This is a genomic window from Psychrobacter piscatorii (assembly GCF_904846415.1).
Lineage (GTDB): Bacteria > Pseudomonadota > Gammaproteobacteria > Pseudomonadales > Moraxellaceae > Psychrobacter > Psychrobacter piscatorii.
Genome location: NZ_CAJHAR010000001.1, coordinates 169,003 through 193,808, shown reverse-complemented (window position 1 = coordinate 193,808; position 24,806 = coordinate 169,003). Strand labels below are relative to the sequence as shown.

Genomic DNA, 24,806 nt, shown 5'->3' with positions numbered 1-24,806 from the left:
TTTATGGCATTTGTCTCATCGATTGATTCGTAAAATCCTGTCACACAATCTGTGCTTTGTACTCAATAAAAAACTTGGTAACCCGCCTCTTCAGTTTGATTTGCTTATTTCAAGTTGAGAGTGGGGTTATATACAGGTATAATCAAACTATTTATCAAATTTCCGACTCAACAACTTATCTATTATTGGCACCAGCATTTCAATTGGGTATTGTCAAGCCAATCTAAACAAACTCCCGCTCCACATTCATCACCCGCGCATCTACTGTACGTTCTATTTTCTCTTCAATCTGACTACACTGCGATTCGACCTCACGTTTAGACAGTCCTATGATGACAAGCGTCCATTCGCTCGCATCATGGCGCGTGCGGCCGCCGCTCTCACAGACTGCGACGCTTGGCGTATTGCCAAAGCGCGCGTGCAAGCCGCCCATACGTTGGCGCTTTTCTTTTAATGAGCCACAGCCGGGCAATGAAAACGTCAGTGTCAAAATAGCGATGTGCATTTTAGGCTCCTTGCCAAAAATTTTTATAATAGCATCCAATATAATATTCAATAATGGCTGCGCGTCAGCATCTATACCCTTTATAATAGCGTATCAATCGCCAACCAACCTGCGTATCTCACCCATGACCTCTATCAGCTACGTCAAGCAGCAGCGTATCACTCGACTCTGCGTGCGCTGCGGCTTACTCCTTATGCAGTATGGCGCCGAGTCTGCCGTGGTGGTGGACTTATCCAAACGCTTGGGGCTTGCCTTGGGAATGAACAGCGTCGAATGCTCGCTGAACTTTAACGCCATTACCCTGACCACCATCTGCGATGAACGCTGTATCACCACCACCAGAGATACGATCAATCAGAGCATCAACGTCAATTTATTGGTACAAATTCAGCAAATCGTCAATAAAACCGAAGCAACTGTTGATCGCAATGAGTTGATTGACCGCACGACGCTTGCGTTTGATGAATTGGATAAAACGGTCTATCCAACATGGCTAGTGAGCATCTTTGTCGGTGCCTCTTGTGCGGCGTTTGCTTATTTGAATGGTGGCAGCTGGTCGATTACGGCGGTGACTTTCATCGCGGGTATGGTAGCGATGTTTACTCGTATCTATTTGTCCAAGCACCACTTTAACCCTTTTATCACCGTCATTGTGACGGCTTTTATTGCCTCTCTCATTGGCGCGACGACCTATTATTTTGATATTGGCAATAATGCCGACATTGCCGTGGCCTCCAGCGTGTTGCTACTGATTCCCAGCTTTCCACTGATTAACTCGTTGTCCGATATCTTAAAAGGCTATGTCAATATTGGCGTTGGGCGTGCCGTCTTTACTTATATGCTTACCTTGTCCGCCTGTGTGGGCATCGTAATGGCGCTGGTGTTACTGCGCATACAGCACTGGGGGTTTTAGATGTGGTTTATTGAGACCGTTGTGCTGTCTTGTATCATTACCCTTGGTTGGACACTGATGTTTAGTGTACCCAAACGCTATATTTTGCCGTGTCTGCTGATGACGGCTTTGGGATTTGGGCTAAAGACGGCGCTTGTGTATCAGCATGTCCATCTTGTGATAGCGAGTTTTTTTGGCGCAATGCTCGCCAGTTTTTTGGGCGTGTATTTTTCTAAGAAATACACCCTACCACCCAAAGCTTTAATTTCGCCCAGCGTCATCTGTATGATGCCGGGTATCGCGGCTTATAAAGCGATGGTGAGTATGGTGCAGATTGGCTATTTTGGCTATTCGGATGAATTATTTAGCCAAATGATGGTGTACTTGTTTGAAGCGCTGTTTGTGACCTCAGCTTTGGTGCTGGGTTTGTCTATTCCGGGGCTATTGTTTTATCGCCGCCGCGCGATTGTATAGATCATAGGTTGTTGTTCTGCGCGCTATTTTGGTTGGTTCATACTGACAGCACAATCCCCTTGCTGCTATGATGCAGGTAATAACGACTGTTGAGAGATGACTGTGTGGCAGGTGTATTTGTTTATATTACCGATTGGTCTTGGGATCATGACGTTGGCAGCAAGCTTGTTGTTTTTGTTTGCTTATCTGATGTCTGACGACACTGCCACGCGCTTGCCCGCCTTTAATTGGTTTAAGCGCTTAATCATTGTGGCATTTATCTTGTTGAGTATTGGTCTATTTATGACCTTTGGACATTTTTGGGGTCAATCGAGATAGGCTTTACTCGCTAACCCTCTTCTCTAGTTCTAATAACTCTAAATCTGTACGCTTGGGCTCGCCATTATTACCATCGTTGGGAAACGGTATTTTGTTACCATTTAATTGATAGCCACGGCGCTGATAGTAAGCCAAAAGCTCAGGACGATGACTCAAGATAGACATGGTCAGGCGGCTCGGCTGATTTTGTGACTGTAAGTGGCGATTCGCAAAGGTCTCAGCCGCTTGTAGTATGACATTGTCAACGCCCTGCCCTTGCAATTCAGGATGCACCGCAAACATCCCGATATAGGCTTTTTTATTAGAATCTGCATCGGTTTTGATATCGACAGCGATACAGCCAAGTATCTCACCTGTTTCTTCTGCATCACGCTCACCTGTTGTCATTTTTGGGTACACAAATAGATAGTGTGTGGGATTATTAATCGTACTCGCCAGCTCCTCTGGTGTGATACGAATACCGCCGACCAAGTCTGCCTCATTGGTCCAGCCTGCTGTCTCTCGATAGCAGCAGTTCAATAATTGCTCAAGTGAGCCAATATCGTCCGCGACTGCTTGACGTAAAAATACGGAATCTTTGCTTAAATTGCTTTCGTTCATATTATAGTTTCCCTTTTTTATTTATAAAAAAACTGGCTTAGATCACTAAGCCAGCTTAAATACTAATACTTATCCGTCTATAGTACTAGCGCGATAATGCGTGCGCTTGGTCAATCATATCAAACCCTGCGTTAAGCTGTGCGCGTGTCGGTGCATGACCACGGCGCAGTAGTTCAGAGAAAGCGACCAGTTCTTTGTCACGTCCTAGCGTACTTGCCGCACTAGCACGCGTGTCCTCGCCTTCGTCATCGAAATAATATTCGATATAATCCAGCGTATCTGGCGTACCAAATAGGACATTGTGCTCTGGTGTCTGGGCATGACCGCTATAGCGTAAGCTTTTGCCATATTGCATGGTCCAAAAGAACGGAATGCGCGACTCTAGCGAATCGACATTGTCATCGTTTAATATCGCAGCGGCTGTAACCATGCCGTGCTGCAATGCTACGCGCCAATGCTCAATACGCATACGCCCCATTTGATTGCTGGCTTTGGCGATATCGCCGAGTGCATAAACTCCATCGCGCAGCTGTAGATGAGCGTCCACTTGCACACCATCTGGGTCGTTCACTTCATTCAATATCTCTGTACGCGGTGACACACCCGTACCCAAGACCACGATGTCAGCATCAATATGCTCGCCATTCGCCAACGTCACACCGCCTACATTTGAGAAAGCCTGATTATTGTTATCTCCATCCTTATCCGCTTGACGGTCAATCTTAGTGATTTCATTGACAGTTGCGTCAAACACAAAGTTGATGCCCTTCTCTTCATGCAGCTTAATTAAGGCATTACTCACCGTTTCAGAGACGATATTGCCCATCACACGGCTACCTTGCCCAATCACGGTAATAGAAGCGGTCGTACCTGCCTGCGCCAATGCCGAAGCGGTCTCCATACCGATAAAACCTGTACCAATAATCACCACGCGCTGGTCATGACTGGCTGCTTTGATCAATTTGGCATCTGCCATACTGCGCAGGGTGTAGACGCCGTCTATATCTGCTCCTTTGATGGGCGGAGCGGTCGGTGACGCACCAGTAGCCACGACTAAGAAATCCGCAGTCTCTCGCTCGCTAGTACCGTTTTCATTTTCTATGACAATGGTCGCCTCATTAGGTAGCACTTCGCTGACCGTTTGATTAAGACGTAGATCAATATCGTTGCTACTCGCCCAATCTGCGCCGCCTAGTAGCAGCTTGTCTTCATCCATGTTCCCTGCCAAAAATGCTTTGGATAATAATGGGCGGTTATAAGGAGCTTTGTCATCTTTACTAATCATCGTGATTTTGCCGCCATAACCACCATGACGCAATTGGTTGACGGTCATAAATCCTGCACCGCCGCCGCCCACGATAATGGTATGCGTATCAGTCAGTTTGTCGTTTTCTATCGGCTTGTTTATCTTAGCTGAGGTATCGACCGTCACGCTATCGCCGTCATTGGTAAGCTCGTACTGGGTCAAACCTTCTGTCGCTATCGGCTCTAGTAGCGACCCATCGCGGCTATCAAAACTCGCATGATGCCAAGGGCAGACCACTCGATTGCCGCAGCGTAATCCATCGCCCAAATCTGCACCAGCATGCGGGCATTTGCCATCGAACGCACGGAACTCATCGTCATCACGAGTGATTAAAATGATACTATCGTCTTCTTGTTTATACGATTTCATACCGCCGCTTGGGATATCCGCTTTGCTTATAGTGACTGTGTTGATCATCGCCTTGGTCATAATGCTTCCTTAACAGTTATAATGATTTCCTGATGACAGCGAGTTGAAAATGCCCACAACAAACCAGACAAATTCAACTTACCTTATTATTTTTAGCGTTCTATAGATTGATAGTAGCAAGACCACTTGGCACACGATGTTTTTTTGTATGCTTGCTGCGTTGCAAAACGTAATTGCGCGACTTTCTATCAGCGGCTTTGCTATCTCCATTTATTATCAATAAACACAATAAAAGACTATTTTATGACTTCTCAAGATACCTCTAGCGATATTGAAAACACCTCTGCTACTCAGTCCGTATTAGATAGCGACTCAGATAGCGATACAAATAATCAGGCTGCCGACAGTTTTGATCTCAGTCATATTGATATTGCCGCTGTCACTGATACTGCAAACTTACCGCAGCCGAGCCGTCCACCGATACAGCAAGCCACTTATAAAGCAGATGCCAAAGATTTTGTGGTCAATGAAATACTGCCGCTAGAGTTCACCGACGAAGGTGAGCATCTATGGCTGCATATTAAAAAATTAGGCATGAATACCGCTTATCTGGCAAAGCTTTTGTCAGAGTGGGCAGACATACCACTGCGTGATGTCGGTTACTCAGGACTGAAGGATCGTCATGCGGTGACGACCCAGTGGTTTAGTCTGCGTATACCAAAAAAGCAGTTGCCGCCTACGGAGTTTGCGCCGATAGATATTGGCGAAAATGAGTCCGTCGTTATTCTGGCGCAGCACTGGCATAATAAAAAACTCAATCGCGGTACCCACCGTGCCAATCAATTTATCATTACCTTGCGTGATATTCAGTTTGCGAGTGCTGATGATGAAAGCACTGAATCAACTGAGCAATCGTTATCTACTGAGCAGGCTAAGCAACGCGTCGAGCAGCATTTAGCACGCATTGATAAAACAGGTGTGCCCAATTACTTTGGCCCACAGCGTTTTGGTCGTCAGGGTAATAATGTCAGAGAAGCATTGTCACTGTTTGCCCGTCCAGCGCGCGAGCCAAAGCCGCAGCCCAAAAAGAGCAAACGCAAACGTGCACCGCGCGAACAAAATACGATGGAGCTGTCGGCAGCCCGTAGCTTGATATTCAATGAGATATTGGCAGCGCGAGTTCGTAATGGCAGCTGGGACGCTGGCCTAGCAGGGGAAGTATTTAACCTAGATGGTTCGGGGTCGATATTTACCAGTGAGGAGATAGATGATACGTTACGCGCTCGTATGAGTAGCGGCGATATTCATCCAACTGCCGTATTGTGGGGTACAGGTAATGATAAAGTCAGTGGTAGTGCTGCCGCGTTAGAAAACGAAGTCGTACAACACAGCCCATTACTCATGCAGCTAGCAACGGGATTGGAGCAGCGTGATATCAAAGCACAAAGACGCCCATTAAGACTGCCTATCGAGCAATTACGCTGGGAGTGGTCGGATGAGCAGACATTGGTATTGAGCTTTACGTTGACCACGGGTAGCTTTGCCACCAGTGTGCTGGCAAGTTTGGTTCAGCAGATGGATTCATGATTGAATTATTGATAGCGTAGCGGCTACTTGCAGAGTGGCGGCTAGCGTTTTTTGTAGAGTGAATGGATACCACCGTTTTTTTCGGCAAACATATGATTGGCACTCACGACTTGATTGCGTCCACGGTGCTTGGCTTCATAAAGAGCCTTATCTGCTGTGCTAATCAAACGTTGACAGATATCGCTAGGTAGTTTTTGCATAAAGGCCATTTGGCTCTCAGCTCTCTGCGTGGCAATCGGCTTGATAAGAGATGATGCACTTGATTGAGACTGGGCTTTTTTTGCCAAAATAGATTTATAGTTTTTGACAATGCGAGCCCTTTCTTGATGGGTCAAGGTATACAGCCCAAAACTTGCTGTCACGCTAAAATCAAACACATCACCGACATTGATGACATGCTGAGCAATACTAAGCCGTAATTGCTCAGCAATCACCATTGCACTATCGTGCGACGTATTTGGTAGCACAACCAAAAACTCCTCACCACCGTAACGGCTAATGATGGTTTCATCTGATAACGACTGCAATAGCGTCTGCGATATTTCGATCAACACTTGATCCCCCACATCATGGCCATAATTATCGTTGATGCGTTTAAACCAATCCAAATCAAATAGCATCACGCTAAAATCTTGATCGTCTTGTACCGTTGACAACGCATACTTCATTTTCTTTAGGCCGTAGCGACGGTTCTTTAGCTGAGTAAGCTCATCTTGGTTGGCATACTGCAAGGTTTCTTGCCTACTATCGTCTAATGACACTAACAAAATACGAAACATATAAATGATAAAAATCGCTTTTGGTAGTGACATATAAATATGGGTAGATCGCCACAAAAGGTTGGAAGATTGACGAAGGTGATTAAGCCCTTCCCAAGTCAACGCCTCATTTTTAACGATAGTCATATCACTATAAGTCATATAACTATGAATATTAGAAGGAAGAGTAATGGCCGTAAGTTGGCGTAGATTGGGTATCGTAATACCAAAATAAGGAAGTAGCGATACTGCTAAGGTCACAATAATTTGCCCTATAAATGCTCGCCAAACATAATTCCGGTTAATGAGCATCATTCCTAGCATAGCACCACCTACTAATGACACACCCGTTACTAGACTACTATGCCCTAGTATGGCGACAATAAAAGTAATGTAGACACTATAAATAGTGATGAGCAAAGCTTGCCATATGTGCAGATTGCTATTAGCACTTCTAACTGGTGAAAAACGACTGGACATCCATAGCAAGAAAACACCAACTATAGACACGCTAATCCATACTAGATAGAGCAGGTTGATATCAACGTAAGCACCATAAGTATCGCGGCGATACCATACAAATAAGCACCATAGCCAATGTGAAAAAACCTCCATTAACATAAATGCTGCTAGTAGGGCCGTCCTATCAGCAGCCTCCCACTCAAAAACCGCCTTAGAAAGCTCTCTGTGGCCTAGATAGAACTTATATACAGCCATAATGCACTACCGCGGATAGTCAAATTTATAGAGTTAAGAATAGTGAGCCGTGAGCCACGACTAAGGTCTATTCAGTGTGGCAATTTATACCTTAATTATCAATCAGTTTTACGCATTTATTTCCCGATAATTTCTCTATGAATGTAGTTACGTTTACATATCCATTCCTAGCCTTACTCATCATGATCAATAAGGCCCTATCACTATTGGAAGTAACCCTATTAGAAGTAACTATAAAAATTTAAATCCTACTCACTAAGCAAGAGTTGTAAAAGACTCCCAAACCCCTTGTTGGTCAGCATTCAAGACGGGCACATCACCCAAGCGACGCCACGGCATATTACTGCCATGAAAATCGCTGCCAATTGAGGTGACAAGATTGTGCTCGGCAATACTACGATCAACCATTCTGCGCGTGCTGATTGGTTCACTCGTGGCTGGTAGCTCACAGGCGTCGCCGCCAAGCTGAGCAAACTCCTCAATCAGCTTGCGCACTCGTGTGGCGGATAGCTGATAACGTGTGGGATGCGCAAGCACCGCCTTGCCACCACAAGCATGAATCAACTCGATACCATGCTGCATCGTCAGCGCCTCGATTGCCACATAAGCAGGCTTATTGTCTGCCAAATATTTATCAAAGGCTTTCTGAACGGTTTTGACCTCGCCCCGCTCAAATAACACTTGCCCAATATGTGCGCGTCCGACTGCTTGTGGGTTGCCACCTGCCTTGTCGAGAATAGCTTGCCACAACTCATCGAAATCTATATCCAGCAGCTCACTGAGCTTTTCGGTGATGCGCTGACCACGTGTGGCCCGACTGTCTTGTAGTTGCTGCAGAGTGGCATGCATCTTTTCGCGATCAGCAAAATCTAGCCCAAGCACATGGATGATCTTATTGGCAGATTTATTTTTGCCATAGCCACCGCTCAACGTATGCTCACAGCTGATTTCCACCCCATTGATCAGCTGTATATCATGAGCATTGGCAACTGCTCTTGCCTCATCAATGCCCGCCAGCGTGTCGTGGTCAGTTAGTGCCAGTACATTGATGCCCGCTGCGTGCGCGCGCTTTACTACTTCAGTTGGTGCGTAAGTACCATCCGAACAGGTACTGTGACAATGTAAGTCGTATTTCATAAGATAAACCTTAATGTTTTAAAAAATAAGCGTATAAACAATTTAGTAGTAGAATTTAGTAGTAGGTAGTAGATAGTCACTATTCATATTGGTTGCTATTGTTAATGATAATGTCTGAGCCAATTCTCTGGATTTAGCGACTATTGCTACTGTATTTGATGGTTATATTTGGTCAGTGGTATTGTCACTAGCCACAATAAGACCGTATTACTCTGTAGGTGACGTATATCGCAGGATTATCGTGTTGATTGCTTTTTTTTGATGCAGTAGACGTGTAAACTACCCCATACGTTTTTGTTGGACACAACCTTTGCTATGAAAGCATTATTAGACTTTATCCCTTTGATTGCCTTTTTTATCGCGGCGCGTTATAACGGTATTTTGGCAGCGGCAGGGGCTTTGCTCGTCGCTACCATTGTCGTTTATGCCATTCACTTTATTCGCCAAAAAGGCAAGTTTGATAAGCAACAATGGGTCGTCTTACTATTAACCATTTTATTTTGCGGTGGCACATTGCTGTTGCGAGATGACATCTATCTGCGTTGGAAATCGCCCATTATCAATGGTATTTTTGCGTTGACCTTGTTTGTCAGTGCCGCTATCAATAAGCCATTAATGCAGCTAGCAATGAAAGAAGTATTTACTTTGACACTTAGTGGTTGGAAAAAACTGACCGTTGCTTGGGCATTTTTCTTCGCCCTCATGGCTGTACTTCATTATATCACAGCATTCACCATGTCAGATGAAGCGTGGATTAACTTCAAGACTTATGGCTGGATTCCGATTATGCTGGTATTCGTCGTGGCTCAGTTTGCTGTACTCAAAAAGCATCTCAATCCTGCGCTGACGGACAAAACCACCAAATAACGGTTATGTGCTGATTGCAGCTACTGTCTTATAATTGATAAAACTGCTTTTAAAGCTCAAAGCAATCACCCATTAGCGTTATACGATGTATTTCAAATCAATCATCACGTTTTATTATCAACTAAGGAAGTTCCATGTCATTATTTGTCATTATTGGTCATGATGTGGCTAATAGCAGCGCACAGCGTCTGATTACTTGCGCTGAACATATTGAGCGATTACAGGCGCTCAGTCGTGAAGATCGTCTGGTGATTGCAGGCCCAACGCCTATCGAACATGGCAAGAGCGATATGTCAGGCAGCTTAATTATTGCTGAGTTTGACTCTATCGAGGCGGCACAAGCGTGGGCAAACGATGAGCCTTATTTACGTGATGGCGTCTATAGTCATGTGGATATCAAGCCATTTATTCAAGCATTACCAGCACCAACTGATACAGTAGCTGCATCGTGAGTCAGAAAGTCCTTTATTTGAATACTCGATTCTATAAAAACAGCTTGGCTAGCCTGCTACTGATGGCAGCAGTATCAGTGCATGCCGCACCAACGGCACCCAACGCAGATGCAGCGAATCCTACAGCAGCCCCTACAAGTCAACCTGCCGTAGGCGATGCGTCAACAAGTTCAGCACTAGATATCAATGATACTCTGGCCGCACAGTTGCAACCGTCTACTAAAGCGCTGTCAGCGGCCAATCAAGAACTGCTCAGCCGTAACGCACAATTGCAACGTCAAGTGAACGACTTGCAGACCCAAGCAAACGTTTTAGTCTATGAGAGCAAAGGTCAGCTGTTTTTGTATGGTGCATTTACCGTTTTGATCAGTTTGTTGGTAGGTATTTTTATCTCATGGCTGGTTTTTGTCCGCCGTGATCGTTGGTAAGCGATGCGCTCTTTATAAGTTTAGTCTTTGACCTGCTCTATTCTGCGACGTCTCATTGTATTTTTATGAACTTGATTCTGTCATCCAGAACATTTTTATTATAGTAAATCATCCTGCTAAGAAGTTCCCATGTCTATCGCTCATCACACAAACGCTGAACCATTAAAGATTATCACACCTGCTAAGGTTGACTGGCAAATGGATGATACTGGCAATATGGTGCCAGTATCCGGTGAGTTTGGGGATGTGTACTTCTCGCATGCGGATGGCCTGGCAGAGACACGTCATGTGTTTTTAGAGCACAATCAGCTGCCTGATCGCTTAATGCGCCTTGCACCACAGCAATGTTTTACGATTGCGGAATTGGGTTTTGGTACTGGGCTTAACCTCTTAGCGACGTGGCAGTTATGGCGACAGCTGCGCGACACCCACCCACAACTGGCAGATGCTCGCCTACATTTCATTACCACTGAAAAATTTCCCATACCACTTGCAGATCTGACGCACATACTTGCCCTATGGGGTCAACGTGCGCCTGAGCTTGTAACGTTGATTGAGCCACTTTTGGCAGCGTATCCGCCTCTTATCGCAGGCTGTCATCGTTTGGATTTCTCTTATGATAATCTGACGGTCGATATATGGCTTGGTGATGCAGCCCAGAGTCTTAGCAAACTGGCAATAGGTCACCCTCAGCAGTCTGCGCCTCAGCCTCATATCAATGCGTGGTTTTTGGATGGCTTTGCGCCGTCTTGCAACAGTACATTGTGGGCTGACAGTATCTTTGCACAGATGCAGCGCCTATCGCATACGCATACGACCGCCGCTACTTATAGCTGTGCAGGCATCGTCAAGCGCGGGCTCAAGGAACATGGCTTTGACATCAAAAAGGTAAAAGGGTTTGGTCGCAAGCGAGAAATGCTCACCGCCATCATGACCGATACAGACCATATTGACGTTACTAGTGATAATAAAAGTTGTGATAACGAAAGCCACGATGCGAAGCAGATAACAACAGATAGCACCTTTAATCACACTGCCATCATTGGTGCAGGCGTCTCAGGATTGCTAACGGCTTGGTCGCTTGCCAATCGCGGGATTACCGTGACCTTATTGGATAAATCAGCGCCTTTAGCAGGGGCTTCAGGCAACCCTCGAGCCTTGCTTGCGCCCAAAATGACGCCTATTCACCACGTTGACGAGCATTTGCACACCATCGGCTATCTCTATAGCAGCAGGCTATATCGAGACCTTAATCAAAAAGCCATAAAGCTCAATACAGCGCCAATACTTGAACCGACTGGTGCGCTTGATTTACTGATAAAAGCCAATATTGGCACCGAGCAAATTACCGAATACCCTGATGAGATGGCGACTACCCTACCCGTTGAACAGGCACAAAATATTAGTGGGTTGCAAGCACAAGACTTATCAGAGAATTTATACCTGCCTGAGTCTGGTTTGGTCAACCCGCAAGCATTGAAAGACATCATACTAGCGCACCCGCTCATTCGCTTTCAGCAATTAAACGTTGATAAAATCAATGAAACTGACGCTCAGGTGTTTATTGAGGGCAGTAATCAACATAAGGAAATGGTTTCTGTCTTTGCCGATAATGTCGTCATTTGCGCCGCGTTTGAGAGTCATCAATTGGATAAGCGGATATTTGATTGCCGTAAGATTCGTGGGCAGCTGTCTTGGTTTACACCTGATGTAGAACAACTCGCACATCTACCCAAAATACCACTTAAATATAGCGGTTACTGTGCGCTATTTAACGCACAGACAGGTGATGATGATCTAAATACGTTGGTTGCGGGCGAGCCGTATTTGTTACTTGGTGCAAGTTTTATTCGTAATGATACCGATACTGATATAAGAGATGAGGAACATCAAATCAGCCGAGACAAGCTCGTTACTGCCATTCCTGAGATGGAAACCGTCGTGCCGGTCGATACGAGCTTGTGGCAAGGGCGCGCTGGTATTCGCACCCAAACGCCTGACTATCATCCCATCGTTGGGCAACTAACCAACAGTCAGCGTATATGGACCATGAGTGCGATGGGCGCAAAAGGCTATGCGTTGGCACCCATCTGTGCTGAAGCATTAGCAGGTATGATGCTAGGATCATTTGCGCCGCTATCAACAGCGATGCTTGCACGTCTATCGCCGCAGCGTACACGTCTACAGACGCCATTGACTTAGGGCGTGTCATCAATTAGCCCATTAAATCATTTAGCGGTCTTAAACTGGCTAAATCTTGTTAAACATCGTCAAAAATTTTGCGAATATACCTATTTTCTCTGCAATTTTTTCCTTGTTTGACTGCAATTTATCTCATTTTAAGCCTCGCTATCTAAATGATGACACGCCCTAGGTGATTTATCGCCAAATAGCCTTTATTCACCACTCTCCATTCTTGACTTAACCGCACCAAACAATGACTTGCCAGCCTCAGGCTCGCGTGGCGTTTGATGAGAAATTTTCGCGCTACTGTCGTTATCAATGCCAGTTGATGATGCTGTTAGGGTTCGAATCTGCGCTTCATCACGGGTGTTTTTTTGAATGGTGACCGCAGCAAACAAACTCATGGTAAACGCCATCATATAAAACCCTTTTTCGCTCAGGCTGAGACTGCCTGCATTCATAAGACCAAGGGCGATAAGCGCAATGGACAAACCAAGCGCAGCCCAGCTAATGAAGTAGTACATATTGGTCGTTGGAATACCCTCACTACGATCACGTAGCGTTTTTTGTAGACTGATGGCCGAGTACAGACCAAGCGCCAGTACCGCGATATAATAGCCCTTCTCATTTAACAACATACTTTGAGCATTCCATAGTCCCAGTAAATACGCAAGGACACCGACCAACATAACGGCCCAAGACGTGCCCACGTAAGCGGTAGTCGGCTTATAAGCGGCGAGCTGACTCTTGGTAATCGTGTCATTATTCATTATTATCCTCAATTAGAAGTAGATAAACCCTGTGATCAGATAAGTATTTTATCGACCTTTGTTTCGCCTTAAAATAACACAACCATGCTATATTGTAAGCTAAAAATTATCTTTTAAATAAATAGCATTTTTAACGACAGAGTCCTAACATGTCTTTTTTTACCTTACTCATTTTGCTTAGCCTCATCCTTATTGTGCCTATATTTTTTGTGATGAAAGAAAAATCTAAGCAGTCGCAAATGGATATGGCGCAGCGTCATCAGGAGTATTTGACAGCGGCAAGTCTGAAGGCTGACCACTCTCAAACGCAAATGGCATCAAAAGAAAAGACAAATAATGAAACAAGCCACGGTCTGAACGTCATTCATTTTTCAGCGCATCATCCATTTGTAAAATTGCTCTATGATGAGCAAGTCCCGCACACGTTTCGAGCCACTATGGACGCGATCGGCCAACAATATGAGTCTACCCATCACGAGCAGATTACTGAATCACAGTTATTTACGCTCAATAAGCTTATCGCGACTCGAGTGCCAGAGCTGATTACTGACTATCTAAGCCTTGATACGCACTATGCAAAAACCGTCCTAATTGATACGGATAAACAAAATACCAGCTATGATATGGTGCTTGAGCAGTTAACCTCGATTTTAGATTTTGCGCAAAAGCTCAATACCCAAAGCCAGAGTGGTGTTGTGGACAAGCTACTTGCCAGCCGCCGATATCTAGATGATGTCTATAAAGAAAGTGGCATGGCCGCTGACAGTTTAAAAATTAAGTGAGACAACAAATGAGCTACCATCAAACCACCATTACCCTACCTACTTATGCCCGTGGTATTCATATCATCACCCCGATTATCGAAGCGGCCATTGCTCAGCTGATACCGCACTCTAACAAAGCAGGGCTGGTCCATTTGTTCTTGCTACACACCTCAGCCAGTCTCACAATTAATGAAAATGCTGACCCAGACGTCAGACTAGATACTGAAGACTGGCTCAATAAAATCGCCCCAGCCGATCAGCCAGAGTACCGCCATACAATAGAAGGGTCAGATGACTTGCCGGCTCATTTTAAAAGTATGATGCTAGGCGTCAGTTTAACCATTCCGCTGATTGATGGTGCATTGGGTTTAGGCATGTGGCAAGGGGTTTACTTGTGTGAGCATAAAGACGTGACTGGATATGGCGGACAGCGCAAGCTGGTTATTACGGTCAATACATAATAATATAGGGTCATTAACTGGCAGGTTGACCCTTGCAAATTGCCACATCTATATAGCGCGCTATTAACGGATAAACCTGATTATGACCACTTTCGTCTCAAAATTGCCAAGCTCAACAAACGCTAAGGTTAACTGTCTCAAGACTTCTGCTGTTTTTTTGAGTTTATTTCTGCTGACTGCCTGTCAAGAAACGCCAGAACCTGAAGCACCTACCGAAACACCAACACAGACCACGCCAGTCACCACAAATATCAATGTAGATAAAGCTGAAAACAGCAATGCAGATGACACTCAAAATGTAGCGCAGACTGATATTGATTCAGAGCGCGATGTGAGTTTGACTGAACTAGAGCAAGATCTTGGAGGCACTGTCGCTGCACCAAGTAATACTGGTACAGCGCCCAACCCAGAACAGGCGATCAAAGGCGCACAAATCACTGATGTGCGCTACAAAAGCGAAGCAGGCGACATCTTATCGGTCGTTTTTGAAACGTCAGCAGCAGGGTTGCTCAATGCTATCGTCACTCGACCCAACCAGCCAAAAATGACACTCAGCGCACCAGAAGGTCAAGGTAACAATCCCACTTATCGCTCAGCTGACGGTAACGTCCAACTGGTGAGTCATGCAGGTGGCGGTACCATTGATCTTATCCAAAACAATAAAGTCACTAGCTTTGATGCGGTCAGTGCTGAAGCAGAAGTCGTCACTGAATAAAACCTAAACATGTACTTTATCTAACTCGGTATTTAAAACCAAAAAAAAGCGGCAAACGTTACTATCGTTGCCGCTTTTTTTATCTCTATTTACTGGTCTCTACTCACTCGTATTTACTTAACTTTCTGGTAGATGATTTTATTTAACCAAACCCAGTCGATTGACCAAAAAGTCCGACCAACCAACTTATCGCCGTCCATATCCCCCAGCCAACAAATACAATCACGATGATTCCCAACATGTCAGGGATATGCAAGTACAGCCAAGCCACTATAGGATTTCGCCAAAAGTCACCAAAGCGGCCTTGCTGCTTGTCTTCTAGTGATTGATGCAAAAAAGGCCGATCCATATGCATCGTTTCGGTAATGCCATACTCATCGTGCAAATGCTCGTGTACGATACTCAATGTCTTGCGGCTAGGGCGAATAAAAATATCTAGCAATGTTCCAATACCCGGTACAATACCGACCACCATATCAATCAGCGCCAGTCTAACAGCGGGTGTCATTTTATCGGCAGGAACACCCAACTGACGACCCAGTATAAAAGCATAGCTCGTCAATATCAGTCCTGCGACATCCCCTGCGAGAGGAATGGTAGAGAGCGCCGCATCCGCACCCATGCCTTGCTTGGTAAAAGGCACGCGGACAAGAGAATCCATTGTATTAGCAAACTTTGCCAGCTTACGCTCAGTGGCAATGACTTGCTCGCGTGTCAGTCCATGCTCAGCAAGTTTTGCCTGATAGTCGACGCCTGACTCACTAGCGTTTGATGGTCGCTTTGCTTTGAATCTCGGTAACTTCTTAAATTTATCCATTTAGAGTCGTCCATATACAAGCAATTGCAATGAGCGCAAAAACATAGCGTCCTACCCAGATATTGGCTAAGAATGCCTGAAAGCAAGCCTGTGCATTGCGACTGGCACACGCGCTGTTTTGTTTAGCAAACATCATCGCCACCAATGCCAATCCGAATACGGGTGTCACTCCTAGCGTCGTCGGTGCAAAGTAATGCCATATAGCCGCGCCCATCATCAGCAAAAATAGCATTTGCAGAATTGAGATAATAATCACATCATAGCGGCCAAATAATATTGCTGTTGATTTGACACCAATCTTGAGATCATCTTCGCGGTCGGCCATCGCGTACTGCGTATCATAGGCCACCGTCCAGCACATATAAGCAAAGAACAATAGCCAGCACCAAATATCGGGAGCGCCCTGCACCGCCACATAAGACATCGGTATGGCCCACCCAAACGCCGCTGCCAAAAACACTTGCGGTAGATGGGTATAGCGTTTCATAAATGGATAAATAAAGGCCAAGACAACAGCACCAAGCGACCAATAAAATACAGCTATGGGTAAGAAAAGCAGCAAACTGGCACTGAGTAATACCAGTACCAAAAATGCAGCAATGGCTTCTTTGCCAGACAGACGTCCATCTGCTAATGGTCGGCCTTTGGTGCGAGTCACATGACCATCTACTTTACGATCGGCAAAATCATTAATCGCACAGCCAGCGGCGCGCATAAAAATCGCCCCAAGCGCAAATATCACAAATATCTTGAGGCTTGGCAAGCCTGCTGCCATTCCTTGCTGCTGCGCCTGCCCCATCGCTGCTAACATCACGCCCCATAACGTTGGCCACAGCAATAGCTCAATACCCACTGGCTTATCAAAGCGTGTCAGCTGCATATAAGCGTAAAGCTTGTCCTTGAGCGTCATGGAGGAGCTGGTTTGTGTCATAGTATGATGGTCTCTATGCTTGTCGCTTTGATTGATCTGCGTCGACTAAAGCTTGAATGGTAATAAAGCACTATTGATGTAATGTCTTTGTGTCGAGTACTTTGATGTTCATGTTAAGTGCTTTTAGGTACTTTAATACTAAGTATCTTAATTCTAAGCACTTGAATGCTAAGTACTTTGATGGCTGCTGCTTTAATATTAAACCCTGTAACATTAAAGGCGGTAATGTTAAGCCATTCAGCAAATTGCCTATTGAACAATAGTCTTAGTTAAACAAAATACCCATCAAAGCGCACGGCTTCATTATGCCAGCTTTCACTAGCCGGCTCATCGGCAAGTAATGGCGCAAATTGCGGACGCTTCACAACCACACGGCCTTGTCCTTGCGCGCTTCGACTCACAATTGCCTTGGCGCTATTGAGCAGTTGGCACTCTTCATCTAGCGTTGGTGGACGAGCCAATTGATGCAGCGCTTGCATGTGCTTACCGACTTTTGCGCCTTTGCCTGTCTTACTATCTTGATAGCTATCCTCTGGAAACATGGGGTCCAAATACACTACATCGACTGCATTGGCATCATTCGATATATCGTCAGCTTTTAGGCTCGCAAAATAACTGAGCGCATCGGCATTAATAATCTGTAGACGCCCCATAAGCTTTTGCCAATTTGGGTATGTACTCATACGCTGCTGCTCTGCAAGTAACAGCAATGCCATCAACGGCTGCTGCTCAAGCATAACGACTTGTGCGCCAGTACTGGCCAATATCAAACTATCATGGCCAAAGCCAGCAGTGGCATCGATAACACAGCTATCTGCGGTAATCTTTGCTGCTTGCAGTAATAGCTCCGACTTACGACCAGCACTCACCACGCGGCGTTGCAGCTTATCCCACTCTGGTGACACGCTCAGTCCATCACTAAGCCATGATAGCTTATCTTTTTCATCAAGCAGCAAAATAGGTTGAGAGGATGTTTGGCTCAGTTGCTGGCGACGTTTTTGTGTTAATTTCTCTGTGGAGAGCTCAGTCTTTAGGACGATTGGTAATTTGTGCTCAGCTATTAATGACTGTAGGCGCTCAATCTGAGCTTGTTGGTTGTCATTCACATAGAACAACTGGCACTGTACAAGGTCACCTGACTTATTATCTGTGTGATGCAGCGCTGTCATAACTATCATCCTTTTTACTACTCACTTTTTACCTATAGCATTACAAGCCATCGTACAAATTTAGCCCGCCATTTGGTAACCAAAGCCCCAAGCCGCAACCAACACGATAACACCCGTAATAATGCGTAACCAAGCAAAAATGGTAAAGTCACGGCGACTCACCCACGCCACAAGTAGGCGAATACAAAGAAGCGCGACGACAAATGATACGATGGTCCCAACACCTAATACCAACCAGTCTTCACGATTGCTCAGTACATCACCGTGTTTGAGCAGATCTAATAATGCCGCGCCTACAATGACAGGAATGCCCAAAAAGAATGAGAACTCAGCAGATGCCTTGCGTGAGACCCCAAGCCATAGTGCCCCAATAATAGTGGCTCCTGAACGCGATGTCCCAGGTATCAAAGCCAGACATTGAAACAGACCAATCATTAGGGCCGTTTTTATACTGACATCTTCTGCTTCTTTTGCAATGATGGTTTTAGGGCGTTTTTCCACATAGAATATGAGCAGACCGCCGATGATGAGCATAATAGCAACGACGATAGGGTTGAATAAATACGCTTTGATTTCATCAGCAAAGGTAAAACCGACAATCATCACAGGAATGGTCGCGACAATGAGACTGAGTCCCAGCTGCCTAGGATTGCTCATACCTTCTGCTTTGCCTGTTATGAGACCCATTAACGCCTGCCACAGTCTGCCCCAATAGTCATATATCACTGCCAAAATAGCACCAAGCTGTACCACGACCACAAACAAATCGACTTTTTCTTTGGTCCAAAATCCCATCACATCTGCTGATAGAATCAAATATCCCGTGCTAGAGATAGGTAAAAACTCAGTGATACCTTCCACGATACCCATGATGACAGCTTGAACGAATAACAGTATATCCACAATGACTTTCCTAAAAACAGGCCGATTGGCTGTCCTATATTAACGTTGGTTTTATATTGATTAATGCTTAAAAGATACTCAAAAGCTATGCTTTACCTTGTTCTTTGAGCGTTTTCCAAGCTTGATTGCGTAGATATTTTGGTAATGCTTGCGCTGCCTCCGTACCACCATCGTTTGCAAATTGGGCAACACCAAGCTGCCCGATGATAACAGCGTCTGGCCAAACGTCTTCATGGCACACTTGCTGATCATGTCGTGCTAATAGCATCGCGCCATTCCCCGTGATAGGGAGATTCAGTGCTGTTTTACTATCATAATCTAGTAGCTGTTCTGTACTGTCGCTACGATCATCTAATACTGGCTGCATGATGCCCTGACCTGACTGATCATCTACGGATAACTTATACTGTCCGAAATAGACTTGCTGCATACGAGCATCAAGGGCGCTGTATAGGTGTTTCAGTCCGTACTGCTGATACGCAGATTGTGCAATCGCTTGTAGGCTTGAGACGCCAACGCAAGGCAAGTCATGCGCGACAGACAACGCTTGCACCACTGCCGTATTAATGCGGATACCGCTAAATGCACCCGGCCCGCGATTAAATATTAGAGCCTGTATATCAGCAAGACGTAACTGCGCATCAGATAGTGCCGCATCAATCATCGGTAAAATCTGCTGAGTCTGCTGACGCTTGCCTGTTTCGGTATGGCTCGACAGTATCTGTCCGCTCGAATCTAAAATCGCGATCGAACACTGATCGAACACGGTATCCATTGCTAAAAACATCACAACCTCGGCTTTTACTTTTGGCGTTCTAAATTGATTTATCAGATTTTACTAATTTTTTATAACGATCTATCATTCATGTCCTGTAATAATCTAGACAGAGTGAAGCAGCGCCTATCATAGCATTTAGGCTAACTGAATTTTATGAATTTCTACGTTTTCCATACTTTATTCATCTGTACTCATTCATAGCTAACCATAAAAAACCCTAAAGCTTAGGTAGCTTTAGGGCCTATATAAAATACTTTCAGTATACATCACGATGTATTAGAAGCGTGTTTTAAACTTCTTTGGTGCTTGGTTTTGCATTTCTTGCATCTGCTTTTGCATCTCTTCGGTGCTTGGCATATTGTTCGGATCCAGTCCCATTTGCTTAGCCATTTGTTCTGGATTCACGTCTTTAGTGCCTTGCTGACCGCCGCCAAACAATGGACCGCCGCCACCGCCCGCGCTGCCGCCACCCATGAGGCCTTGCATAGACTTCATCATTTTACTGATACCTTCAGGCTTTGAGATCATTTTCATCATCTTTGCCATTTGCTTATGCTGTTTGAGCAAGCGGTTAACATCTTGAATCTCACGCCCTGAGCCTGCAGCGATACGGCGCTTACGACTTGGGTTAATTTTATCAGGGTTTTTACGCTCAAATGGCGTCATTGAGTTGATCAATGCTTCCATCTCACGTACTTTCTCTTCTGGTTTGGCGTCCTCAACGGCTTTTTGCATGTCTGAGCCGCCCATACCAGGCATTTTATCTAAAAAGCCTGCCATGCCGCCCATACTTTTCATCTGCTGGAACTGAGTCAACAGATCCTCAAGGTCGAAATCACCGCCTTTTTGCATCTTTTTCGCCATTTTTTCGGCTTTATCACGGTCAATTTTCTGCTCAACTTCTTCGACCAAACTCAGTACGTCGCCCATACCAAGGATACGCTGGGCAATACGCTCAGGGTGGAACAGCTCTAACTCGTCGAGTTTTTCACCGCGACCCAAGAACTTAATTGGCTTGCCGGTGATAGCACGTACAGACAGCGCCGCGCCGCCTCGTGCATCGCCGTCAGTCTTGGTTAAGATAACACCCGTCAATGGCAACGCATCATTAAAGGCTTTTGCGGTATTGGCGGCATCTTGACCCGTCATTGCATCGACGACGAATAGCGTCTCAGATGGGTTAACCGCAGCCGTTAGCGCCTTAATCTCATCCATCATGGTATCGTCGATATGTAGACGACCCGCGGTATCAATAATCAGGATATCTTGATACTGGATTTTGGCTTCTTCAATCGCACGCTTTGCGATATCAATCGGATTTTCATCCGTGCTTGAGTTCACAAACTTAGCATTCACCTGACCGGCGACTTGCTCAAGCTGTTTGATAGCCGCTGGACGGTAGACGTCGGCCGATACCAGCATGACTTTTTTCTTTTGGCGTTCTTGTAGATATTTGGCCAATTTACCAGCTGTGGTCGTTTTACCCGCACCTTGCAAACCTGCTAGTAAATAGACAACGGGCGGTTTGCCTGTCATCTCTAACTGCTGATTGGCGCTGCCCATCATTTCGGTCAGCTCATCGTGCACGATTTTGACAAAGGCTTGACCTGGGGCTAGCTCTTTGAGCACTTCAGCACCCAGCGCTTGCTCTTTCACGCGTTTGACGAAATCACGAGTGACAGGCAGTGCTACGTCAGCTTCTAACAGTGCCATACGTACTTCACGCAGGGTGTCTTTGATATTGTCTTCGGTCAACTGCCCCGTACCGACGATATTACGTAGGCTGGACGATAAGCGTTCTGTTAAGGTATCAAACATAAATAACTCTCAATTAAAATGGTTTTCAATTAAATAATACGCAATTAAAATAACTTTCAATAAAATGGTGGCGAATCAAACCATTCAAATGGTTCATCAATACTATTAGGATGGACTATCAAATACTGGGGTTTCTCTGATAAGAAATGTATAAAAAATCATATTATCAATACTATAGCATCAACATGGCTCAAAACTTATAGTGGTTTTGCAAAAGACTCAGTTCTTATCTTTATAATGATTTCTTATCAGTAATTTCTTGTCAGTGACTATTTATAAGCGACTGATTTTATATTTTGCTCGTTGCAGCCTTGGCAAACATTTATAAGGAATAATCAAGATGGTACTCAACTGGCACCCATTTTATGATAAATTGGACGATTATTCTAATCATTCTGATAATACTATTTTAGCGACACATTGAGCGGCAGTTTACGCTCAGTATAAGATGAGGCTTTTTATCTGTGCACCTTGCATTCTTACTTGCTAGCATGGCTTATGTCTTAGTCAGCCTCCACATTGGTTGGGCGCTGATTCAGGACAAACCTATTCATAAAGGCGTCAGTTTGGGGCTTTTATTGGTAGGGATGGCCGCACATGCGACCTTACTCTATCCATATGTTGTGACGCTTTATGGTCTGAATTTCAATTTGTTCAATATCATTAGCCTGACCAGTTTGTTTTTCTTATTCTTTTATCTGCTGTTTTGTTTGTACCGCCCTATTCTGAGCCTTGGTATTTTGGCTGCGCCTACTGCACTAATAGGTATGACCGTCGGCTATATTGGCCGCGCACCCTATCAACCGCTTACTGACGTCAGTGTCGGTCTTGAAGCTCATATCCTATTATCGTTAGCGGCCTATTGTGTGCTGTTGATGGCGGCAGTACAAGCGCTATTTTTGCGTCTACAAATTCGCGAGCTCAAGCATCATACCATTCACCGCTTTTGGGTCAATAAATTACCCTCATTACAAAGTATGGAGAGTCTATTATTCGATATGCTCTTGGTAGGCTTTGTGCTGCTTAGTATCGCACTGGGTATCGGGTTTATCTATGTCGAAGATTTGATGGCACAGCATATCGTACACAAGACGGTATTTAGTCTGCTGTCGTGGTTGTTATTTGGTACGTTGCTGCTTGGCAATTGGCGTGCAGGATGGCGAGGCAAACGTGCGGCGAATATCACTATTTATGCCTTTGTTCTGTTAGCGATTGGCTTTGTGGGTAGCAAGTTTGTTTTGGAAATGCTGATATAAAATATCACATCATAAAAAAGGCGGACAGTAACTGTTGCTACTGACCGCCTTTTTTACTTTTGAACTGGTTTCTTACGGAATTTTACTAGTTAAAAACCACGGTCTTGTTACCTGCCACAATCACACGGTTTTGCACATGCCAATTGACAGCACGAGCCAAGACATTGCGCTCGATATCGCGCCCAATCGCCCGTAATTCTGTTACCCCTTGGCGATGGGTCACACGGTGTACATCCTGCTCAATGATAGGGCCTTGATCAAGCTCCGCTGTGACATAGTGCGCAGTTGCCCCAATGAGCTTGACGCCTTTATCATAAGCTTGACGGTATGGATCTGCACCCACAAACGCAGGCAAGAACGAATGATGAATGTTGATTACTTGCATCGGCCAACGCTTCACAAAATCAGACGATAGAATCTGCATATAGCGCGCCAACACCAGCAAGTCATTTCCTGCCATCAGCTTATGAATTTGCTCTTCTGCTTCTACCTTATTCTCTTTGGTCACGGGCACATGGTGAAAGGTGATACCAAAATTTTCGACCGCTTGCTGTAAGTCAGGATGGTTACTGACCACACAAGTAATCTCGCAATCTAGCAAGCCACGCTGATGTCGCCATAATAAATCTAACAATGCATGATCAAACTTTGAGACCAAAATACCCACTTTGGTCTTGGTCGCATTGTTATGCAGACGCCAATCCATGTTATGGCGCTTAGCCACAGTATGCGCAAAGCTGGCTTCAAAATTATCGATGATATCGCTCAAGCCTGCCAACGCAAATTCCAAACGCATAAAGTACTGCCCGCCCTCATGCGCGGTGGAGTACTGATCCAAGGTGATGATATTCGCGCCATAGCGATGAATAAATTCAGATACCGCCTGTACGATACCCGCCTGATCTTTGCATTTGATGAGCAATGTCGCTGTATCGATGGCGCTAGGAATCTGTTTATTCTGAGAAGCTATGGTCGATAATGAAACCGTTTTAGTGTTGTCTGACATAATTCGCCCAATATAAAAAATGATGACTTATCGCTGAAAAATTGCTGGCAGCGGAGTAAACCGGTTATTTTAATCTTTTTTGCAATGCTTTGCTGAGCGAGTTGGTTGTTTTTGGTTATTTAGGATGATTTATATAGGGGCTGTAGTAGATAAGGATTAAATATCATACTATTTTTTCAAGGTTTTCAGCTGATTAGATAGTGAGCCATAGTTAAATCTAAACTCACATTCTTTTAAAAATAAATGGAAGTTTTTCTTATTAATCCCATTATACTTTCTGAGTGTTCGTTTAGACTGGTTCCAAAAGTTCTCAATGCCGTTGATGTGATTGTTTTTACCGCAAGTGAACTCTATAGAGTGATTGACTCTGAAATGTTTAAACTCGCTCACATCCAGTGCATTGTAACTTCGATAGCTATCCGTATAAACAAAGCTGTCAGGCTTGATTTTACGCTTGATGACAGGCATTAGGGTGGTTTGTTTGGTGTCTGCTACGACAATGGTATAAACCTTACCATTTCGTTTTAGGATACCAAACACGGCTGTTTTACCAGCAGCTCCGCGACCTCTTTTGCCTTTGCGTACGCCGCCAAAGTAACTTTCATCTAATTCGACCTCACCATCAAAAAGCTCATCAGCTTCTAATGAGAGATGATGATCTATCACAAGTCTTATTTTATGATAAAAAAGTGCAGCAGTATTAGGCTGAATATCAAGCAAATCTGCGGCTGTTCTAGCAGTCACTTCAGCTGTGAAAAACTCTAACAGCCTTCGCTGTACTTTTTTACTGAGTTTACAATGGGTTATCTTCATAAAAGTAGTCT

At 44.9% G+C, this 24,806-nt stretch carries 26 protein-coding genes and 1 pseudogene; 13 read left to right on the top strand and 14 right to left on the bottom strand.

The genetic code is table 11. The features are described 5' to 3' along the window. Positions 1-118, top strand: a pseudogene (locus JMX83_RS00900) (IS982 family transposase); the annotation flags it as partial. 105 nt (positions 119-223) lie between these two features. Here JMX83_RS00900 and JMX83_RS00895 read toward each other — a convergent pair. Continuing rightward, positions 224-505: a DUF503 domain-containing protein gene (locus tag JMX83_RS00895; protein WP_201598175.1), complete on the bottom strand. Its 282-nt coding sequence runs from the start codon at positions 503-505 to the stop codon at positions 224-226. A gap of 124 nt (positions 506-629) precedes the next feature. Between JMX83_RS00895 and JMX83_RS00890 the strand changes: the two genes are divergently transcribed. The 3 genes from JMX83_RS00890 (at position 630) to JMX83_RS00880 (ending at position 2,189) form a co-directional block, all read left to right on the top strand. Next, positions 630-1,418 (top strand): threonine/serine exporter family protein, encoded by a 789-nt coding sequence (locus JMX83_RS00890; protein ID WP_198331872.1) that lies wholly within the window; start codon positions 630-632, stop codon positions 1,416-1,418. Then, positions 1,419-1,871, top strand: coding sequence for a threonine/serine exporter family protein (locus tag JMX83_RS00885; protein WP_201598174.1), 453 nt, complete (start codon positions 1,419-1,421; stop codon positions 1,869-1,871). It begins immediately after the preceding gene. 96 nt (positions 1,872-1,967) lie between these two features. Continuing rightward, positions 1,968-2,189 carry a hypothetical protein gene (locus tag JMX83_RS00880; RefSeq protein ID WP_201598167.1) on the top strand — a complete coding sequence of 74 codons (222 nt, stop codon included), beginning with the start codon at positions 1,968-1,970 and terminating at the stop codon, positions 2,187-2,189. A 3-nt stretch (positions 2,190-2,192) separates the two neighbouring features. On the opposite strand, the gene JMX83_RS00875 is transcribed toward JMX83_RS00880, so the two are convergent. Beyond that, positions 2,193-2,789 carry a GNAT family N-acetyltransferase gene (locus JMX83_RS00875; protein ID WP_201598165.1) on the bottom strand — a complete coding sequence of 199 codons (597 nt, stop codon included), beginning with the start codon at positions 2,787-2,789 and terminating at the stop codon, positions 2,193-2,195. An 85-nt stretch (positions 2,790-2,874) separates the two neighbouring features. Next, positions 2,875-4,524: an FAD-dependent oxidoreductase gene (locus tag JMX83_RS00870; protein ID WP_201598162.1), complete on the bottom strand. Its 1,650-nt coding sequence runs from the start codon at positions 4,522-4,524 to the stop codon at positions 2,875-2,877. Between the two features lie 243 nt (positions 4,525-4,767). Between JMX83_RS00870 and truD the strand changes: the two genes are divergently transcribed. After that, positions 4,768-6,051, top strand: a complete 1,284-nt coding sequence (truD, locus tag JMX83_RS00865) for a tRNA pseudouridine(13) synthase TruD (RefSeq protein ID WP_201598159.1) — start codon at positions 4,768-4,770, stop codon at positions 6,049-6,051. A 41-nt stretch (positions 6,052-6,092) separates the two neighbouring features. Here truD and JMX83_RS00860 read toward each other — a convergent pair whose 3' ends face one another. Next, positions 6,093-7,526 (bottom strand): GGDEF domain-containing protein, encoded by a 1,434-nt coding sequence (locus JMX83_RS00860; RefSeq protein WP_227675653.1) that lies wholly within the window; start codon positions 7,524-7,526, stop codon positions 6,093-6,095. 255 nt (positions 7,527-7,781) lie between these two features. Continuing rightward, on the bottom strand, positions 7,782-8,663 hold the full coding sequence (locus tag JMX83_RS00855; RefSeq protein ID WP_201598156.1) for a PHP domain-containing protein: 882 nt from the start codon (positions 8,661-8,663) through the stop codon (positions 7,782-7,784). 315 nt (positions 8,664-8,978) lie between these two features. Between JMX83_RS00855 and ispZ the strand changes: the two genes are divergently transcribed. The 4 genes from ispZ to mnmC all read left to right on the top strand — a co-directional run bounded on the left by ispZ (position 8,979) and on the right by mnmC (position 12,612). Continuing rightward, the gene (ispZ, locus tag JMX83_RS00850; RefSeq protein ID WP_201598153.1) at positions 8,979-9,530 is read left to right on the top strand and encodes a septation protein IspZ; all 552 of its coding nucleotides are present in this window, start codon (positions 8,979-8,981) and stop codon (positions 9,528-9,530) included. 134 nt (positions 9,531-9,664) lie between these two features. Beyond that, the gene (locus JMX83_RS00845) at positions 9,665-9,982 is read left to right on the top strand and encodes a YciI family protein (RefSeq protein WP_201598150.1); all 318 of its coding nucleotides are present in this window, start codon (positions 9,665-9,667) and stop codon (positions 9,980-9,982) included. Positions 9,983-9,999: 17 nt separating this feature from the next. After that, complete coding sequence (locus JMX83_RS00840) at positions 10,000-10,410, top strand: hypothetical protein (RefSeq protein WP_227675652.1); 411 nt, start codon at positions 10,000-10,002, stop codon at positions 10,408-10,410. A 129-nt stretch (positions 10,411-10,539) separates the two neighbouring features. Then, complete coding sequence (mnmC, locus tag JMX83_RS00835) at positions 10,540-12,612, top strand: FAD-dependent 5-carboxymethylaminomethyl-2-thiouridine(34) oxidoreductase MnmC (protein ID WP_201598146.1); 2,073 nt, start codon at positions 10,540-10,542, stop codon at positions 12,610-12,612. A gap of 194 nt (positions 12,613-12,806) precedes the next feature. Here the strand turns inward: mnmC and yiaA are convergent, their stop codons facing one another. After that, entirely contained in the window at positions 12,807-13,364 is a 558-nt protein-coding gene (gene yiaA, locus JMX83_RS00830) for an inner membrane protein YiaA (RefSeq protein WP_201598144.1), read from the bottom strand. A gap of 149 nt (positions 13,365-13,513) precedes the next feature. Here yiaA and JMX83_RS00825 point away from each other — a divergent pair, with 149 nt between their 5' ends. The 3 genes from JMX83_RS00825 to JMX83_RS00815 all read left to right on the top strand — a co-directional run bounded on the left by JMX83_RS00825 (position 13,514) and on the right by JMX83_RS00815 (position 15,304). After that, a complete protein-coding gene (locus JMX83_RS00825) occupies positions 13,514-14,146 on the top strand; it encodes a hypothetical protein (protein WP_201598142.1) in 633 nt (210 codons plus the stop codon). An 8-nt stretch (positions 14,147-14,154) separates the two neighbouring features. Further along, positions 14,155-14,589, top strand: coding sequence for a secondary thiamine-phosphate synthase enzyme YjbQ (locus tag JMX83_RS00820; protein ID WP_201598140.1), 435 nt, complete (start codon positions 14,155-14,157; stop codon positions 14,587-14,589). Between the two features lie 82 nt (positions 14,590-14,671). Then, the gene (locus JMX83_RS00815) at positions 14,672-15,304 is read left to right on the top strand and encodes a hypothetical protein (protein WP_227675651.1); all 633 of its coding nucleotides are present in this window, start codon (positions 14,672-14,674) and stop codon (positions 15,302-15,304) included. A 142-nt stretch (positions 15,305-15,446) separates the two neighbouring features. Here the strand turns inward: JMX83_RS00815 and JMX83_RS00810 are convergent, their stop codons facing one another. The 6 genes from JMX83_RS00810 to ffh all read right to left on the bottom strand — a co-directional run bounded on the left by JMX83_RS00810 (position 15,447) and on the right by ffh (position 21,720). Next, positions 15,447-16,121: a DUF4112 domain-containing protein gene (locus tag JMX83_RS00810; RefSeq protein WP_201598138.1), complete on the bottom strand. Its 675-nt coding sequence runs from the start codon at positions 16,119-16,121 to the stop codon at positions 15,447-15,449. After that, complete coding sequence (gene ubiA, locus JMX83_RS00805) at positions 16,114-17,031, bottom strand: 4-hydroxybenzoate octaprenyltransferase (RefSeq protein WP_201598207.1); 918 nt, start codon at positions 17,029-17,031, stop codon at positions 16,114-16,116. The genes JMX83_RS00810 and ubiA overlap by 8 nt, the downstream gene beginning before the upstream one ends. Positions 17,032-17,321: 290 nt before the next feature. After that, positions 17,322-18,221, bottom strand: coding sequence for a class I SAM-dependent methyltransferase (locus JMX83_RS00800; RefSeq protein ID WP_201598135.1), 900 nt, complete (start codon positions 18,219-18,221; stop codon positions 17,322-17,324). A gap of 60 nt (positions 18,222-18,281) precedes the next feature. Continuing rightward, positions 18,282-19,124, bottom strand: a complete 843-nt coding sequence (locus JMX83_RS00795) for an undecaprenyl-diphosphate phosphatase (protein ID WP_201598132.1) — start codon at positions 19,122-19,124, stop codon at positions 18,282-18,284. Between the two features lie 85 nt (positions 19,125-19,209). Continuing rightward, positions 19,210-19,911: a tRNA (adenosine(37)-N6)-threonylcarbamoyltransferase complex dimerization subunit type 1 TsaB gene (gene tsaB, locus JMX83_RS00790; protein WP_201598205.1), complete on the bottom strand. Its 702-nt coding sequence runs from the start codon at positions 19,909-19,911 to the stop codon at positions 19,210-19,212. A 267-nt stretch (positions 19,912-20,178) separates the two neighbouring features. Then, complete coding sequence (gene ffh, locus JMX83_RS00785) at positions 20,179-21,720, bottom strand: signal recognition particle protein (protein WP_201598130.1); 1,542 nt, start codon at positions 21,718-21,720, stop codon at positions 20,179-20,181. Positions 21,721-22,184: 464 nt separating this feature from the next. Here ffh and JMX83_RS00780 point away from each other — a divergent pair, with 464 nt between their 5' ends. Next, positions 22,185-22,976, top strand: a complete 792-nt coding sequence (locus tag JMX83_RS00780) for a cytochrome C assembly family protein (protein WP_201598129.1) — start codon at positions 22,185-22,187, stop codon at positions 22,974-22,976. 85 nt (positions 22,977-23,061) lie between these two features. Here JMX83_RS00780 and purU read toward each other — a convergent pair whose 3' ends face one another. Both purU and JMX83_RS00770 read right to left on the bottom strand, forming a co-directional pair. Beyond that, complete coding sequence (purU, locus tag JMX83_RS00775) at positions 23,062-23,982, bottom strand: formyltetrahydrofolate deformylase (RefSeq protein WP_227675650.1); 921 nt, start codon at positions 23,980-23,982, stop codon at positions 23,062-23,064. Between the two features lie 168 nt (positions 23,983-24,150). Further along, entirely contained in the window at positions 24,151-24,795 is a 645-nt protein-coding gene (locus tag JMX83_RS00770) for an IS1595 family transposase (RefSeq protein ID WP_201598123.1), read from the bottom strand. Positions 24,796-24,806: the final 11 nt, after the last annotated feature.